At 71.7% G+C, this 16,112-nt stretch carries 14 protein-coding genes; 4 read left to right on the forward strand and 10 right to left on the reverse strand.

The features are described from left to right. Window positions 1–49: 49 nt before the first annotated feature. On the reverse strand, window positions 50–847 hold the full coding sequence (locus GH747_RS11435; protein WP_149769715.1) for a hypothetical protein: 798 nt from the start codon (window positions 845–847) through the stop codon (window positions 50–52). Then, window positions 840–1,661, reverse strand: a complete 822-nt coding sequence (locus GH747_RS11440; protein WP_149769716.1) for a uracil-DNA glycosylase — start codon at window positions 1,659–1,661, stop codon at window positions 840–842. Before GH747_RS11440 ends, GH747_RS11435 begins: the two co-directional genes overlap by 8 nt. A 149-nt stretch (window positions 1,662–1,810) precedes the next feature. On the opposite strand from GH747_RS11440, the gene GH747_RS11445 reads away from it, so the two are divergent. Together GH747_RS11445 and GH747_RS11450 are read left to right on the forward strand one after the other, a co-directional pair. After that, window positions 1,811–4,087 carry a glycoside hydrolase domain-containing protein gene (locus GH747_RS11445; RefSeq protein WP_149769717.1) on the forward strand — a complete coding sequence of 759 codons (2,277 nt, stop codon included), beginning with the start codon at window positions 1,811–1,813 and terminating at the stop codon, window positions 4,085–4,087. Then, entirely contained in the window at window positions 4,084–5,382 is a 1,299-nt protein-coding gene (locus GH747_RS11450) for a glycosyltransferase (protein ID WP_205602907.1), read from the forward strand. The genes GH747_RS11445 and GH747_RS11450 overlap by 4 nt, the downstream gene beginning before the upstream one ends. Window positions 5,383–5,403: 21 nt before the next feature. Here the strand turns inward: GH747_RS11450 and GH747_RS11455 are convergent, their stop codons facing one another. The 7 genes from GH747_RS11455 to GH747_RS11485 all read right to left on the reverse strand — a co-directional run bounded on the left by GH747_RS11455 (window position 5,404) and on the right by GH747_RS11485 (window position 11,375). Continuing rightward, window positions 5,404–6,321: a Ppx/GppA phosphatase family protein gene (locus GH747_RS11455; protein ID WP_149769718.1), complete on the reverse strand. Its 918-nt coding sequence runs from the start codon at window positions 6,319–6,321 to the stop codon at window positions 5,404–5,406. Beyond that, window positions 6,318–6,872: a DUF501 domain-containing protein gene (locus GH747_RS11460; RefSeq protein ID WP_149769719.1), complete on the reverse strand. Its 555-nt coding sequence runs from the start codon at window positions 6,870–6,872 to the stop codon at window positions 6,318–6,320. The genes GH747_RS11455 and GH747_RS11460 overlap by 4 nt, the downstream gene beginning before the upstream one ends. Then, entirely contained in the window at window positions 6,869–7,294 is a 426-nt protein-coding gene (locus GH747_RS11465; RefSeq protein ID WP_149769720.1) for an FtsB family cell division protein, read from the reverse strand. The genes GH747_RS11460 and GH747_RS11465 overlap by 4 nt, the downstream gene beginning before the upstream one ends. Window positions 7,295–7,436: 142 nt before the next feature. Next, on the reverse strand, window positions 7,437–8,714 hold the full coding sequence (gene eno, locus GH747_RS11470; RefSeq protein WP_149769721.1) for a phosphopyruvate hydratase: 1,278 nt from the start codon (window positions 8,712–8,714) through the stop codon (window positions 7,437–7,439). A 105-nt stretch (window positions 8,715–8,819) separates the two neighbouring features. Then, window positions 8,820–9,746 (reverse strand): nucleoside triphosphate pyrophosphohydrolase, encoded by a 927-nt coding sequence (locus GH747_RS11475; RefSeq protein ID WP_228552895.1) that lies wholly within the window; start codon window positions 9,744–9,746, stop codon window positions 8,820–8,822. Continuing rightward, window positions 9,743–10,414, reverse strand: coding sequence for a hypothetical protein (locus tag GH747_RS11480; RefSeq protein ID WP_153816625.1), 672 nt, complete (start codon window positions 10,412–10,414; stop codon window positions 9,743–9,745). Before GH747_RS11480 ends, GH747_RS11475 begins: the two co-directional genes overlap by 4 nt. A 112-nt stretch (window positions 10,415–10,526) precedes the next feature. After that, window positions 10,527–11,375, reverse strand: coding sequence for a COG1361 family protein (locus GH747_RS11485; protein WP_149769722.1), 849 nt, complete (start codon window positions 11,373–11,375; stop codon window positions 10,527–10,529). Between the two features lie 158 nt (window positions 11,376–11,533). Between GH747_RS11485 and GH747_RS11490 the strand changes: the two genes are divergently transcribed. Both GH747_RS11490 and GH747_RS11495 read left to right on the forward strand, forming a co-directional pair. Then, window positions 11,534–11,887 carry an ArsC/Spx/MgsR family protein gene (locus GH747_RS11490; RefSeq protein WP_149769723.1) on the forward strand — a complete coding sequence of 118 codons (354 nt, stop codon included), beginning with the start codon at window positions 11,534–11,536 and terminating at the stop codon, window positions 11,885–11,887. A gap of 51 nt (window positions 11,888–11,938) precedes the next feature. Then, window positions 11,939–12,331 carry a YybH family protein gene (locus GH747_RS11495; protein WP_205602908.1) on the forward strand — a complete coding sequence of 131 codons (393 nt, stop codon included), beginning with the start codon at window positions 11,939–11,941 and terminating at the stop codon, window positions 12,329–12,331. Window positions 12,332–12,338: 7 nt separating this feature from the next. Here GH747_RS11495 and mfd read toward each other — a convergent pair whose 3' ends face one another. Beyond that, window positions 12,339–16,085 (reverse strand): transcription-repair coupling factor, encoded by a 3,747-nt coding sequence (gene mfd, locus GH747_RS22275; protein WP_163695532.1) that lies wholly within the window; start codon window positions 16,083–16,085, stop codon window positions 12,339–12,341. Between the last annotated feature and the right edge of the window lie 27 nt (window positions 16,086–16,112).

Below are 16,112 nucleotides of genomic sequence, written 5' to 3' on the forward strand. Positions count from 1 at the left end.
GCTCAACCAGCGGAGGAGGGCTCGCTCAGTCGGCGGAAGGGGGGCTCGCTCAGTCGGCGGAGGGGGTGCCGGTGATCTCGTACGCGCGGACCGTCCGGCGCTCGAGGTTGTCGCGCACGAGGACGAGCGACACCCTCCACATCCGGGCGTGCTGGGCGCCGACCGCATCGACGACCGCGTCCCAGTGCTCCTCGAGCCGCGCGCCGATGTCCCGGAGGCGGTCGCGCTCCTCGGAGACCACCTCGCGTACGGCGTCGACGACGAGGCCCTCCTGCTCCCACCGCCCGATCGACGCGCTCAGCGGCTCCGGGTCGGTGTAGACGGTCTCAGCCCGTCCGGCGTCCTCGCCAGCGGCGTGCCCGAGCACGGCATCGGCAAGCTCGGCCGGCAGCTCGGTGCGCATCTGCCCTGGGACGTCGAGGTAGCCGGTCACGGCATCGACCGGCTCCGAAGGCCCCCGCGGCGCGGGACCCACCGCACCGAGCTGCACGGTCAGGCGCAGCACCTCACGGCGGTCGGCCGGCTCGAGGGTGCGCTTCGCGGACGCCTGCTCGACGTAGTCGCGCATCAGCCGCACAGCCGTCTCGAGGTCGCCGTCGATGGTGAGCTCGCCCGCGATGTAGGCCTTGGCGATGCCTTCCTGCCCGGGCGACCACATCAGGCGGCGGACGGTCCGGCGTGACTCGAGGTGCGCCGCGATCCCGACGTCGCCGGACTCAGGATCGACCCGTGACCCGTCCCACGCGGTGAACGTGACCGGCGGCGCCTCGCCGTACACCTGGACGAGCAGGTCGACCAGCCGTCCGGCCACGCCGGTGGAATGCGTCCGGGTGATCTCCTCAGTCATCGCTGACCTCCTTCGCGCGGGCCATGACGGCGTCGAGCATGGGCTCGGTCAACCGTCCTGTGAACGTGTTCTGCTGGCTGGGGTGGAAACAGCCCAGGAGACGGACCGTATCCCCCGCAGGTTTCGGGATCGTGACCTCCGCCGCGTGACCGAACTTCGGCCGTGGTCGCGGCACAGGCGCACCCAGGGCTGCCATCGTCCGCAACGTCGCGTCCCAACCATAGGAGCCGAGAGCGACGATCACGCGAACGGAAGGCAGCACGAGTCGGAACTCCTCCTCCAACCAGGGTGCACAGGCGTCGCGTTCATCCGTGGTCGGTTTGTTCGCAGGGGGTGCGCAGCGGACCGCGGCGACCATGCGGCCGCCGATGAGGCGCTGGCCGTCGCCGGCGTGGACGCTGGTCGCCTGCGCGGCCAGCCCCGTACGGTGCAGCGACGCGAACAACCAGTCGCCGGAGCGGTCCCCGGTGAAGATGCGGCCGGTGCGGTTGCCGCCGTGCGCGGCGGGTGCGAGACCGACGACGAGGACCCTCGGCTCGGCCTCGCCCCAGCCCGGGATCGGACGGCCCCAGTACGGCTCGTCGGCAAACGCGCGCCGCTTGGTGACCGCGACGTCCTCGCGCCACTCCACCAGCCGTGGGCAGGCGCGGCAGACCGAGACACGCGCGTCGAGCTCGCGCAGCGAACCCGCCCCCGCGGCCAGCTCACCGACCTCCGCCGCGTCGTGAGCCACCGGCGTCGCGGGTGTGGCGACGTCGTCCGGCCACCCGGTGCCCGGTGTCACGGGCGAGGTGAATCCGGTCCGAGCAGGCACGTGTCCCAGCCTAGTCGCGGCGAGCAACGATCGGGCGCGAGCGAACCTTCACCTCGGTGAAATCTGCCCGTCACGTGGCGTACGTAGCGTCCACGCCACGGGCTCGTGGCGGTGCGAGCCACCGCGGCGCCGGACGAGGGGAGGCCCCGATGGCTGTCGACCCCTTCATCGGCACGTCCGCCACGGACCTGCCGCCCTCGACCGGGCTGGCGGCCACGTGGTGGTCACCGAAGCCCCAGGTGGGCAACACCCACCCCGGCGCGTGCCACCCGCTCGGGATGGTGTCGGCGTGCGCCTACTCGGGTGCCTACCCGACCGGCTACGGACGGTACGACCTCAGCACCGAGGGCGTGCCGACCGCGATCCTCGACGACCAGGTGGCCTCGGGCGTCACGCACTTCCAGCAGTCGGGCACCGGGGCGATCCGGAAGTACTACAACTACTTCCGGGTCACCCCGATGCTCGAGCCTCTCGACGCCCTCGGCCGCACGTGGCGGCTCCACGACGAGGAGGCCGAGCCGGGCTGGTACGCCGCCACGCTCGACTCGGGCGTCCGCTGCGAGGTCACCGTCGGGCCCAAGAGCGCCGTCCACCGCTACACCTTCCCCGCGCACCACGACGCCCGCCTCGTCGTCGACTTCTCGCTCGGCGGGCTAGCCATCCCGTACGGCGCCACCGTCCCGCTGCGCTCACACCTCGAGGCCGTCTCCCCCGGGGTGGCGCGCGGCGAGATCGTCGTCGAGGGCGCACCGCTCGCCGTCCATCTGGAGTGCGACGCCGAGCGCTGGCGCCAGATGCTCTGGTACGACCGACGGCTGATGGCGGGCGGCAGCCGGCTCGACTTCCACGACATCCGGACGACCACCCTCCGTCCGTTCGGCGTGATGTGGGCCGGGCCGACCGCCGCAGAGCAGGTCGTCGAGCTCCGCCTGGGATTCTCGCTGCGCGGCACCGAGCAGGCGCGCGAGAACCTCCTCGCCGACTGTGGACCGAGCCGGTCCAGCTTCGCCGTACGCCGCGAGGCCACCGCCCGCGCCTGGGGCGACCACCTCGGCCTGATCGACGTGACGTGCCCGGATCCCGAGCGCCGCACGGTCTTCGAGACAGCGCTGTACCACTCGCTCGTCAAGCCGTGCCTCGCACCGAACGAGAGCCCGTTCTGGCCGAGCGACGGTCCGTTCGCGTTCGACATCAGCACGATGTGGGACATCTACCGGACGCAGCTCCCGTTGCTGACCGCGCTCGTGCCCGCGCGGGCGGCCGAGCTCGCCAACGCCCTCCTGCACGTCTGCGAAGAGGAGGGCAACCTCCCCATCGGGTACCGCATGGCGCGCGGCGCCGACGTGTTCTCACGCCAGGCCAGCGCGCTCGCGCAGACGTTCCTTGCGGACCTGTGCGCGCTCGGGATCGGCGGCATCGACTGGGACTGGGCCCTCGTCCACATGCACAACGACCTCCGGCGGGCGTACGGCGAGGACTACCTCCTGCGTGGCGTCGCCCACCCGATCAGCCACACCCTCGACCTCGCGTTCGGCTACTGGTGCACGCTCCAGGTCGCGCAGCACGTCGGCGACAAGGCGCTGGTCAGCGAGCTCGAGCCGTACGCCGCCGGCTGGTCGAGCGCGTTCGACCCCGCGACCGGCCTCCTGCTCGACTCGACCTTCTACGAGGGTGGACGGTGGAACTACTCGTTCCGCCTCGTCCACGACATGGCCGCCCGGATCGTCCTGGCCGGCGGCGCGGAAGCGTTCGTCGCGCTCCTCGACCGGTTCTTCGGGTACGGAGCCGAGGCCGTGCAGCAGCCGGGAGTGCGCCCCTCGAAGGCGGAGATGGCGGCCGGTTACGCGCTCGACCGCTTCGAGGGCCTCAACAACGAGCCGGACATGGAGGCCCCCTGGGCGTACCACTACGCGGGGCGCCCGGATCGTACGGCCGAGATCGTGCACGCGGTGATCCACCAGCGCTTCGGAACCGGGCACGGTGGGCTCCCCGGCAACGACGACTCGGGCGGGCTGAGCTCGTGGTACGTGTGGGCCGCGCTCGGTCTGTTCCCCGTCGCCGGGCAGAACATCTTCCTCGTCAACGCGCCGTCGTTCTCCGCCGCCACCGTCAACCTCGCCGACGCACGGCTCGAGATCGAGACGACGGGCTTCACCGAACCCGGCCGCGACACTCCCCCGCAGTACGTGCAGGCGGCGTGGCTCGACGGCCGACCGCTGAACCGCACGTGGCTCGACGGCACCGAGCTCTACCGAGGCGGGCGACTCCTCCTCGAGCTCGGACCCGAACCCGGCTCCTGGGGCCGGGCCCCCGAGTGCGTTCCACCGTCCTTCCCCGCCGGCGCCCGCCGCGGGCGCCGTCCTGAGCGAGCGAAGCGAGTCGAAGGGGACGTCCTCGCCGTCTCTCCATCGATCGGGGTGTCATGATCATGCAACCGCCGTACCGTCTCGTCATCGTCGTCCGCGCAGATCCCGTGATCTGCGGACACTCCGGGGAAGCCCGCAACCTCGCCGAGGCGGCGCTCGCTCGAGGGTTCACCGACATCCGGATCGTCACGTGGCCGATCGACCGGCTCCAGGAGGCCGGGCTCCCGCTCAAGCCGCTCGACTCTGTCCTCCCGTACTCGCCGGGCATCACGGTCGAGCGCCCCGACCCGGTCGGCGACTACAAGGTTCCGGACGGCCGCTACCTCGCGGGGATCACCGGCCGGCTCGTCGAGCTCTTCACCGACGGCGTCCCGACGGTCGCGCTGTCGCTCTACCTCAGCCCGCACACGACGGCGGTCACCGACGCCGTACGCATCGCCCGCGCCACCGGTCTGCCGGTCGACGTCACCACGGTCGCCGAAGCCGTCGGGTCGGACGTCACCGGCGTCGTACGCTCCTGCATCGCGGAGGACCGCTTCGGCGCCGCCGCCCAGGTGCTGACGACGTACCTGAGCAACGACGTGTGCCTCGCCGTCTCCGCGTACACGCGCGACCTCGTCGTCGCGTGCGCCGAGGAGGTCGACGCGCGCCACGGGACGCGGTTCGCGGAGCAGTGCCGCGACCGGATCGGCATCTCGTACCCGGCGATCGACACCCGCGCCTACACCGACCTCGACCCCGACGCGGTCGACGACGCGGTGGCGGCGCGCGGGCTGGAGCGTGACGGCTACGTGTTCTTCCTGTCGCGGCTCGCCGCCGCCAAGGGCGTCGACGACCTGATCGACGGGTACGCCCGCAGCACGGCCGCGAACACGGTGCGCCTGGTCGTCGCCGGACGGGGACCCGAGGAGGCCGAGCTCCGCGCGTACGCGGCGGCGTCGCCGGTCGCCGACCGGATCATCTTCCTCGACGACGTCGACGACGCGGAGAAGCCGCTCTTGATGGCGGGGTGCGCGGCGTTCGTCCTGCCGAGCAAGCCGCGCCCCGAGTTCGTCGAGACGTTCGGGATCGCCCTGGTCGAGAAGATGCTCGCCGGTGGCGGGCCGATCGTGACCACCGAGACCGGCGGGATCGGCGAGGCCGTCGGCGACCACGCGACGATCGTCGGCGTCGAGGACCCCGACGCCATCGCCACCGCGATCGACGGCGCCGTCCTGCGCAGCACCCCTGCGGACCGCGCCCGGAAGGCCGAGGCCGCGCGGGCGTACGCGCTGCAGTTCGACCGCGCCCACGTGCTCGACGGGATCCTGAGGCAGCTGTGGACAGTGCAGGGCGTCACGGCGATCGGCGCCTGAGCGGGGTCAGCGCCCGGCGGCCTACGCGAGCGACCAGGCGATGCCGTCGAGGATGTCGCGCTCCGAGACCACCAGGGTGTCCGGCGTCGTACGGCGCAGCAGCCGCGCGACGATCAGCGCGCCGCCGCCGATGACGTCCGCGCGGCCGGGGTGCATGAACGGCCAGGACCGCCGCTCCTCCACCGGGGCAGCGACGATCCTGTCGCACGCGGCCACCACGTCGGGCACGGCGAGGCGTGCGTGGTGGATGCGGGCGGAGTCGTACTCCTCGAGCCCGAGGACCAGGGCAGCCACGGTCGTGATCGTGCCCGCGACGCCCACGAGCGTACGAGCCGTCCCGACGTCGACCCGCACACCCTCGAGCGCCGCGTCGACGTCCGCGACGCAGGCCGCGATCTCGTCGGCGGTCGGCGGGTCGCTGCGCAGGTGACGCTCGGTCATCCGGACCGACCCGATGTCGAGCGAGTGCTCCGCGTCGGCGACGCCGTCGTGCCCGAGGATCAGTTCCGTAGAGCCGCCACCCAGGTCGACCACGAGCACAGGCTGCTCGACACCCGGCAGGTCGCGCACCGCGCCGGCGTACGACAACGCTGCCTCCTCGGCGCCGCTCACGACGTCGGGACGCACGCCGAGCCGCTCCTGCACGCCTGCCGCGAACTCCTCCGCGTTGTCGGCGTCACGGGTGGCCGACGTCGCCACGAACCGCACCCGCTCCACGCCTGCCTCGGCGATCACGCCTGCGTAGTCCTCGCACGCGGCGAAGGTCCTCGCGAGCGCCCGCTCGTCGAGGTGTCCCGTGCGGTCGACGCCGTAGCCGAGCCGCACGATCTCCATCCGGCGCACGAGGTCGTCCGCCGTGCCGGCGTCGGCGTCGAGGTCGGTGACGAGCAGACGGATCGAGTTGGTCCCGCAGTCGACCGCGGCGACCCTGCGGGTCACCGCGCGTCTTCCGGCGGAGCGGAATGCGCGGCAACGTACTGCGGGGACGGTGCGCCGGGCCCGTCGCACGTGCTGCCGGTCCACCAGTCACCGAGGAGCACGACGGCCTCGTCGCCGAGCGGGTTCACGCCTGGCCCGGTGGCGAGCGCATGCCCGACCAGCACGTGCAGGCACTTCACCCGCGTCGGCATCCCGCCCGCCGACACGCCGTCGATCTCCGGGACCTCCGCGATCGCCCGACGCGTCGCCAGGTAGTCCTCGTGCGCACGCGCGTACGCCGCTGCGAGCTCGGGGTCCTCGGTCAGGCGCTCGCTCATCTCCCGCATGAGGCCCGAGCCCTCCAGCGTGCCGATCATGCCGTTGAGACGGGTGCACGTGACGTAGTACAACGTCGGGAACGGCGTGCCGTCGGGGAGCCGCGGCTCCGTCTTGACGACGTTCGGGTGGCCGGACGGACACCGGCTGGCGATCGAGACCACGCCACGGGCCGGCCGACCGAGCTGCTCCTGGATGGCGTCGAGATCGGCTTGGCTCGGGGGTACGTCGGTCACTGGTCCTCGTCCTGCTTCTGGGGTTTCACGACCTCGTCCGTGGTGGCCGGGCTCGTCTTCTGCGGCACACCGCCGGCGACCTCGACCGACGTCCACAACGTGGAGTACCACTCGGGCGCGGCCGCCTCCTGCGTCGCGGCGGGAAGTTCGGGCCCCTTGCCGACAGGGTTGCCGTCCGCATCGATGACGGTGAACCCGATCTCACCCAGCTTGACCCAGCCGAAGCGCGACCGCGCGAGCGCCTCGACGTACTCGGGGTCGTCGAACCGCGCCTTCTGCCCCTCGAGCTCCTTGATGGCGGCGCTCGACTCGGCGATCTGCGCCTGCGCCGTCGCGAGAGCGTCCCGTTGCTGGAGGAACGCCTTCAGGCTCGAGGCGTACGAGATCGCGAGCACCAGGAGCACGAGGAGCAGCACCGCCATGCGGCGCGTGACCCGCGGGGCGCCGTACGTCGTGACGACCTCGTCGGAGGCCGCCGGCGTCGCGGCACGGCCACGCCTCGATGAGCCCGGCCTCGCGGCAGGGCGTCTCGTGACGGGACGTCGCGACGTCGGCGGCACCGCGTCAGGCCTTCAGCCGCGGAAAGGCACCGCGCCCGGCGTACGTGCCGGCGTCGTCGAGCAGCTCCTCGATGCGCAGGAGCTGGTTGTACTTCGCGACCCGCTCCGAGCGTGCCGGGGCGCCGGTCTTGATCTGGCCGCAGTTCGTGGCGACCGCGAGGTCGGCGATCGTCGTGTCCTCGGTCTCGCCGGAGCGGTGGCTCATCATGCAGCGGTAGCCGTTGCGGTGCGCCAGGTCGACGGACTCGAGGGTCTCGGTGAGCGTGCCGATCTGGTTGACCTTCACGAGCAGCGCGTTGGCGGCGCCCTCCTCGATGCCTCGCTGGAGACGCTCGGTGTTGGTGACGAAGAGGTCGTCGCCGACGAGCTGCACCTTGTCGCCGAGCTCGCCGGTGATCGTCGTCCAGCCCTCCCAGTCGTCCTCGTCGAGGGGGTCCTCGATCGACACGATCGGGTACGAGGCCACGAGCTCCGCGTAGTACGCGGTCATCTCCGCGGCCGACTTCGGTGCACCCTCGAAGCGGTACGCGCCGTCGCTGTAGAACTCCGACGCGGCGACGTCCAGCGCGAGGGCGATGTCCGTGCCGAGCTTCAGGCCGGTCGTCTCGATCGCCTTCGCGATGAGATCCAGCGCAGCGCGGTTGGAGCTGAGGTTCGGGGCGAAGCCGCCCTCGTCACCGAGGCCCGTGGCAAGACCGTCGGACTTCAGCACCGACTTCAGCGCGTGGTAGACCTCGACGCCCTGGCGCAGCGCCTCCGCGAAGCTGGACGCGCCGATCGGCGCGATCATGAACTCCTGGATGTCGACGTCGGTGTCGGCGTGGGCGCCGCCGTTGAGGATGTTCATCATCGGCACCGGCAGGACGTGGGCGTTCGAGCCGCCGACGTACTGGAACAGCGGGAGCCCGGCGGAGTCCGCGGCCGCACGCGCGACCGCGAGCGAGACACCCAGGATCGCGTTGGCGCCGAACTGCGCCTTGTTCGGCGTGCCGTCGAGACGCAGCAGCGTCTGGTCGATGTAACGCTGCTCGTCGGCGTCCAGGCCCACGATCTCGGGGCGGATCGCCTCGTTGACGGCGTCGACGGCCTTCTGGACGCCCTTCCCGCCGTAGCGGTCGCCGCCGTCGCGCAGCTCCACCGCCTCGAACTTGCCGGTCGAGGCACCCGACGGGACGTCAGCCCGGCCGATGGTGCCGTCGTCGAGCGCAACCTCGACCTCGACCGTGGGATTGCCGCGTGAGTCGAGGATCTCTCGGGCTCCGACAGCTTCGATGCTTGCCACTACGGACTCCTAGCGAAGGATGGTCTGTGTCGTCCTCATCCTATGGTGACCACGCTGCCGGACCGTTCGGGCGCGTCCCGTGGCGCGCCGGGCGTCCAGCGCGGGCTACGGGACGAGGGCGTTGACCGTCCGGCGGAGCGCGGCCTCGGGATCCTCGCCGCTCGCGCGAGCCTCGATGACCAGCGCGAGGAGTCGATCCCCCAGTGAGTCTCCGCCTGTCCCGGTGAGGGCACCGTCGCGCTGGAGGCGGCCCACCACCTTGTCGGCGTACGCGAGGGCGGGCAACGTCGGTGGCACGCCGTCCAGGACGGAGCTGCGCTGCTTCTCGGTCGCCTTGAGCCGCTGCCAGGCCGCGTCGACCTCGTCGGGGGTCGTGGCGTCGCCGTCGGCGAAGACGTGCGGGTTGCGGCGTACGAGCTTCTCGACGATCCCGGCGGCCACATCGTCGATGTCCCAGCCGTCGGCGTCCACCTCCGGCTCGGCCGGCCGAGCCGCCACGGCGGCGTGGAAGACGACCTGCATCAGGAGGTCGCCGAGCTCCTCACGGAGCTCGTCGGTGTCGCCGCGGTCGAGGGCGTCGAGCACCTCGTACGACTCCTCGAGGAGGTACTGCTGGAGCGACGCGTGGGTCTGCTCCCGCGTCCACGGGCACTCGACGCGCAGCTGGTCCATGACGGCCACGAGGTCGAGCAGGCGCGCGCCAGGAAGGTCGTACGAGCCGAACACGACCTCGACACCGGCCGACGGGTCCGCGCCGGAGTCCGCACCGGTCGCCGTGACGAGCGAGTCCGCGACCCGGCGCGCCCAGGCGAGGTCACCGGTCGGCGCGATCCACAGGGTCTCCGTGCCGTCGGTCGGCCGCAGCGGCGGCGACGGCTCGACGGCGACGGTGAAGCCCGAGTGGCGCAGCGCATCGACCGTCGGGTCGTCGGCATCGGGGGCGAGGATCCGGTCGGCCTCACGAACGGCGTCCCACGCCGCCAGGGTCATCAGGCCCGGAGCAACACGGGGGCTGGTGACGAGGATCCTCACTCGCTCGACTCTACGCCGTGGCACTGCTGGTTCGCGGGGAGCGTCGAGGGGTCGACCTCGGCCAGCTGCTCGCTCGACGCGGACAGGCTGAGGCCCGCATCGGGCTGCCCGACGCCGTCGACGCCGAACCGCGGGTCGACGCTGGCGTCGAGGGTGCTCAGCTCCTCGACGACGGCGGCCGAGCCGAGCTCCGTGAGCTCCTGGGTGTTCTCGGGGGTCACCGGCTCACCGGCCTCGGCACCGCCGATCGCCGCCCGCAGCGCCAGGCTCTGGTAGTCGCGCTCGAGCAGCTCCTTGGCCGTCTCGAGATCGTCGCCGCTGAACATCTCCTTCAGCTGCTCCTGCTGGGCCAGCGGCAGCTGCCACTGGGCCTCCGGCACCTCGATGCCCTCCCGGGCGGCGACGGCGAGCGCCCCCTCGAGCTGGAGCGCCTGCGTCACGATCACCTGGCGCACCGCCCCCTGCCCCGGCACAGCCGAACCCTGCGACGCCGCCGCGGTCGCGAGGAACGTACAGCCGGCGTCGGCGAGCTCGTCGAGCTTGGTCATCGAGAGCCGCGAGTCCCCGACGACGACGGCGTCACCCGGCTGCACGGTGCCGCACCCGGCCAGCACGAGCGATGCGGCGGCGGCTGCGAGGAGCGGGCGGATCGGCAGGCGGCGGGGCATGAGGGTCCTCTCGTACGACGAGCTGCACGTGACGCGTGACACACGCGGCACGCACAGCCTAACCACACACGTGCGGAAGCACGTCGGCGGTCACACCGCCGGAGGCGATCGATCAGCGCCGGACAACGACGACCGTGCGCTTGAGCGTCGTCGAGCCGCTGCGCACCGTCACGGTGACCTTGTACCGGCCCTTCCGGGTGGTCCGCACCTTGAAGACCTTCGTCTCTCTCGTGCCGTCGACCACCGACCCGTACGAACGCGCCTGGGGACCCTTGACCTTCACGCGCTTGCTGCCTGCGACCCGCACCCGCACGCGGCTCGCCGTCCCCGTCCCGGAGTTGCGGACGGTCACCTTGACCTTCACCCACGTGCCGCCGCGCACGACGCGCTTCTTCGGCGCCGCCTTCGCCGACAGCCGCGGGGTCGCGCGCACCGAGGCAAGGCTGACGGGCGAGAAGCGCTGGAGGTCAGCGCTGTTCGCTCCTCGGTGGGCGGCGATCGCGCACGTCCACTCCCGCGAGGCGATCCGGGTGTCGTGCAACGACGCCGTCACCGAGCGCGCTGCCCGGGTGGCCTGCCCCAGCACCGGAGCACCGGAGAAGGGGATGTAGACCTCGAATCCACGCTCGCCCGCATAGGCGTGCGCTCCGTCGTCGCCGTCGACGTCGCACTCCTTGCCGTTCCACCTGCCGAAGCCGACGGCGATCGTCTTCGGGACGGTGCCGGCGCTCCAGCGCGCGGAGACGGCCAGCGTGCTGTGCTGGAGGTCCTGGCGGACCGTGATGCTGGTGACGGTGGCGGTCCCGGCGGGCACGGTCCCCGTGTACGTCGTCAGTGCGCCCGTCTTGGCGAGCACCGTGCCCGCCGGTGTCGCGGCGGCCGTCGGCGCACCTGCCACCGCCCCCGTGGTGAGCGCGGCGGCGCCGGCGAGCACGACCGCGCGCATGAACCCGAGTCTCATGACAACCTCCGAGCGACGAAACCTGCGGGCAGGTTAGCGGATCCGGGCTGCCGCGGTACGACGGCGACCGTGCGCTTGAGCGTCGTCGAGCCGCTGCGCACCGTCTGGCCATCAGACCGCCCGGCTCACGGGCAGCGCGAGCGGCCTACCCTCGGGCCATGGAGATCTGGGTCAACCCCGCCTGCAGCAAGTGCCGGACCGCCGTGTCGGCTCTCGACGAGGCAGGCGTCGACTACACCGTACGGCGCTACCTCGAGGATCCGCCGACGGTCGAGGAGCTGGCGACGGTCGTCGACCGGCTCGGCCTCGAGCCGTGGGACCTCGCGCGGCCGAAGGAGGCACGCGAGGCCGGCCTCACCGCGATCGCGAAGGACGCCGAGCACCGTACGGCGTGGCTCGCCGGCCTGGCCGCGAACCCTCGCGCGATCCAGCGTCCGATCATCACCGCCGACGACGGCACCACGGTCATCGCGCGCGACGACGAGACCCTCGGCAGCATCCTCGCGCACTGACCACTCGCCGGCGCGGAGATGAGTTTCTGCGCGCCGCGCGGTCGTACGAGCATGGACGACTCCGAGATCCGTGACCTCGTCACCGGCTGGGCCGAGGCGGTCCACGCCGGTGACCTCCCGCGAGTCCTGGCCGATCACCGCGACGACATCGTGATGTTCGACGTGCCTCCGCCACACGTCGGCGTGCGGGGGATCGACGCCTACGCGCAGACGTGGCCGCCGTTCTTCCAGTGGCAGCGCGGAGGCGCGTCGTTCGAGATCGTCGAGCTGGACGTGACCGCCGGTGAGGACGTGGCGTTCGTGTGGGCGCTGCTCAACTGCGGCACGCCGGAGGCGTTGGCTGCGACGCCGGGCCGCTACCTCCGGCTCACGCTCGGACTGACGCGCGAGGACGGTCGCTGGGTCGTCGCGCACGAGCACCACTCGTTCGCGGACGTGAGCTGACCACCCGCTAGGCGGACGAGGCGATCACGGTGTCGATCAGCGTGCGGCACCAGTCCATGAGCTCGGTGTCGCGCAACGGCTGACCGCCGACCTTCGCGGTCTTGGGCCGCGGGACGAGAAGGAGGTTTGCGGTCGCCTTCACCACGGAGCCCGGATAGACCCGCTTGAGCCGCAGCTGGCGCGACTCCGGCAGGTCGACACCCAGGATGCGGATGTTGTTGCCGGCGACGGTGAGCTCGGAGATGCCGACGTCGCGCGCCCGCACCCGTAGCCGCGCCACGCCGAGCAGCGCCTCGACCGGCGCCGTCGGCTCGCCGTACCGGTCGACGAGCTCCTCGCGGACCTCCGCGACCTCGGCATCGGAGCGCACGTCGGCGAGCCGCTTGTACATCTCCAGCCGCAGGCGCTCGCTCTCCACGTAGTCGTGCGGCAGGTGCGCGTCGACCGGGAGCTCGAGCTTGACCTCGAGAACCTCCTCGCCGCGGTCGCCGCGGAACTCCGTGACGGCCTCGCCGACCAGGCGCACGTACAGGTCGAACCCGACGTCGGCGATGTGGCCCGACTGCTCGCCGCCGAGCAGGTTGCCCGCTCCGCGGATCTCGAGGTCCTTCATGGCGATCGCCATGCCGCCACCGAGCTCGGAGTGCTGCGCGATCGTCGAGAGCCGCTCGTGCGCGGTCTCGGTGAGCGGCTTCTCCGGCGGGTAGAGGAAGTAGGCGTACGCCCGCTCCCGCGAGCGCCCGACGCGCCCGCGGAGCTGGTGCAGCTGCGAGAGACCGAGCATGTCGGCCCGCTCCACGATCATCGTGTTGGCGTTGGAGACGTCGAGACCCGACTCGACGATCGTCGAGCAGACGAGCACGTCGTACTTCTTCTCCCAGAAGTCCACCATGATCTGCTCGAGCTGGTGCTCCCCCATCTGCCCGTGCGCCATCGCGATCCGCGCCTCCGGCACCAGGTCCTTCAGACGCTTGACGGCCTTGTCCATCGAGTTGACGCGGTTGTGGATGTAGAACGCCTGCCCGTCGCGCAGCAGCTCGCGGCGGATCGCGGCGACGACCTGCCGGTCCTCGTACGGGCCGACGAAGCTCAGCACGGGGTGCCGCTCCTCGGGCGGTGTCTGGATCGTCGACATCTCACGGATGCCCGTCACCGCCATCTCGAGCGTCCGCGGGATCGGCGTCGCCGACATCGACAGCACGTCGACTGCCGCGCGCAGCGTCTTCAGCGCCTCCTTGTGCTCGACACCGAAGCGCTGCTCCTCGTCGACGATCACGAGCCCGAGCTTCGGGATCTTGACGCCCTTCTGCAGAAGCCGGTGGGTACCGATGACGAGGTCGATCGAGCCGTCCGCCAGACCGTCGAGGACCTCCTTGGACTCCTTCTCGGTCTGGAACCGTGACAGTGCCCTCAGGACCACCGGGAACTGCGCGTAGCGCTCGGAGAACGTCGCGAAGTGCTGCTGCACGAGCAGCGTCGTCGGCACGAGGACGATGACCTGCATGCCGTCCTGGATCGCCTTGAACGCCGCACGGACGGCGATCTCGGTCTTGCCGTAGCCGACGTCGCCGCACACCAGACGGTCCATCGGGACCGGGCGTTCCATGTCGCGCTTGACCTCGTCGATCGTCGCGAGCTGGTCCGGGGTCTCGTGGTACGGGAAGGCGTCCTCGAGCTCGCGCTGCCACGGCGTGTCAGGGCCGAAGGTGTGCCCCTGGGTCGCCTGCCGCGCGGCGTACAGCTTGATCAGCTCCCCCGCGATCTCCTTCACGGCCTTGCGGGCACGGGACTTGCGCTTGCTCCAGTCGGCGCCGCCCAGCCGGTCGAGGCTCGGCTGCTCGCCACCGACGTACCGGGTGATCTGGTCGAGCTGGTCCGTCGGGACGAACAGACGGTCCGCGGGCTGACCACGCTTGGAGGCGGCGTACTCGATGACGAGGTACTCGCGGACCGCCCCCTGGATGGTCCGCTGCATCATCTCGACGTACTTGCCGACGCCGTGCTGATCGTGGACCACGTGGTCGCCGGGAGCGAGCTCGAGCGGGTCGATCTGCTTGCGGCGGCGCGACGGCATCTTGCGCTCGCCGCGCGCGGTCGCCGCCGTCTGCCCGACCAGGTCCTCCTGGGTGAGGACGACGAGGTTGATCCCCTCGGCGACGAAGCCGTGGTCGATCTCGCCGCACATCACGTGGACGACGTGCGGCGTCAGGTCATCGACCGTCACGGCTGGCTGGTGGTGCTCGGCGTGGAAGCGCCCGGCGATGTCGTGCTCCGCGAGCACCTCGACGCTGCGCGCCGCCTGGCCCTCGCCGGGGGTGACCAGGACGACACGCGTCCCGGTGGCCATCCACCCCTTGAGGTCGACGAGGGCGCGCTCGACCTCGCCGCGGTACGACGGGGTGGGCGCGAACGGCAGGTTCACGCCGTCGGTGTCGTAGCGGTCGAAGTCGGTTTCGACTCGCTTCGCTCGCTCAACCGGCGAAACCTCCGTCTCACCCCCGCTGGTCGAGTAGCCCGAGCCGCCAGCACTCCCCCCGCTGGTCGAGTAGCCCGAGCCGCCAGCACTCCCCCCGCTGGTCGAGTAGCCCGAGCCGCCAGCACTCCCCCCGCTGGTCGAGTAGCCCGAGCCGCCAGGCGAGGGCGTATCGAGACCCTCGTCCACCAGGAACGGCGACGTCGACCACCACGCACGCCCCGACGCGAGCGCGTGCTGGCGAACGTCGGCGAGCGACCAGTACGCGGCGGCCCCGAGGTCGATCGGTGCTTTGCCGCCGCCCGCGGCCGCCGCCCACGACGCCGCGAGGAACTCCTCGCTGGTCGCCACGAGGTCGTGCGCCCGGGTCCGGACGCGTTCGGGGTCGCAGACGAGGATCGTCGCGTCGGCCGGCAGCAGGTCGACGAGGAGCTCCATGCCGTCGACCAGCGCAGGCGCGAGGGACTCCATGCCCTCGACGGACTGTCCCTCGGCGAGCTTCTCGAGCATCTCGCCGAGCTCGGGGTGGGCCTCGGCGAGCTCGCGTGCCTTCGCGCGGACGTCGTCGGTCAGCAGCAGCTCGCGGCACGGGGGCGCCCACACGTGCTCCACCGGGTCGGTCGAGCGCTGGTCTGCGACGGAGAAGTGCCGGATCTCGTCGACCTCGTCGCCGAAGAACTCGACGCGGAGCGGGTGGTCCTCGGTCGGCGGGAACACGTCGATGATGCCGCCGCGGACCGCGAACTCGCCGCGCTTGGTGACGAGGTCGACCCGGGTGTACGCGGCGTCCGCCAGACCGCGGACGACGTCCTCGAGCACGGCGTCCTCGCCGCGGCGCAGCGCCACCGGCTCGAGGTCCGCGAGGCCCTTCACCTGCGGTTGCAGCACGGACCGGATCGGCGCGACGACGACCTGGAGCGGCTTGGCGTCCGGCGTCGAGCCGGGGTGGACGATCCGGCGGAGGACCGCGAGGCGGCGTCCGACCGTGTCGGAGCGCGGCGAGAGGCGCTCGTGCGGCAGCGTCTCCCAGGCCGGGAAGTCGACCACGTTGTCGGGCCCGATCAAGGACCCGATCTCCTCGGTCAACGTCTCGGCCTCGCGTGCGGTCGCGGTCACGACGAGGACGCAGGAGCTCGCCGGCACGAGCGTGGCGGCGAGAAAAGGGCGGACGGACGGTGGGGCGGAAACGTCGAGGGCGGTCACTCCGGACCGGCGGTCGGAGACCACGCGGGCAAGGGTGGAGTCGGCTGCGACGGCCTCGGCCAAGGCGTGCAAAGACATAGGCCCCCAGGATAGTCCGCCGGTCAG

The sequence above is a fragment of the Mumia xiangluensis genome, assembly GCF_010994095.1.
Lineage (GTDB): Bacteria > Actinomycetota > Actinomycetes > Propionibacteriales > Nocardioidaceae > Mumia > Mumia xiangluensis.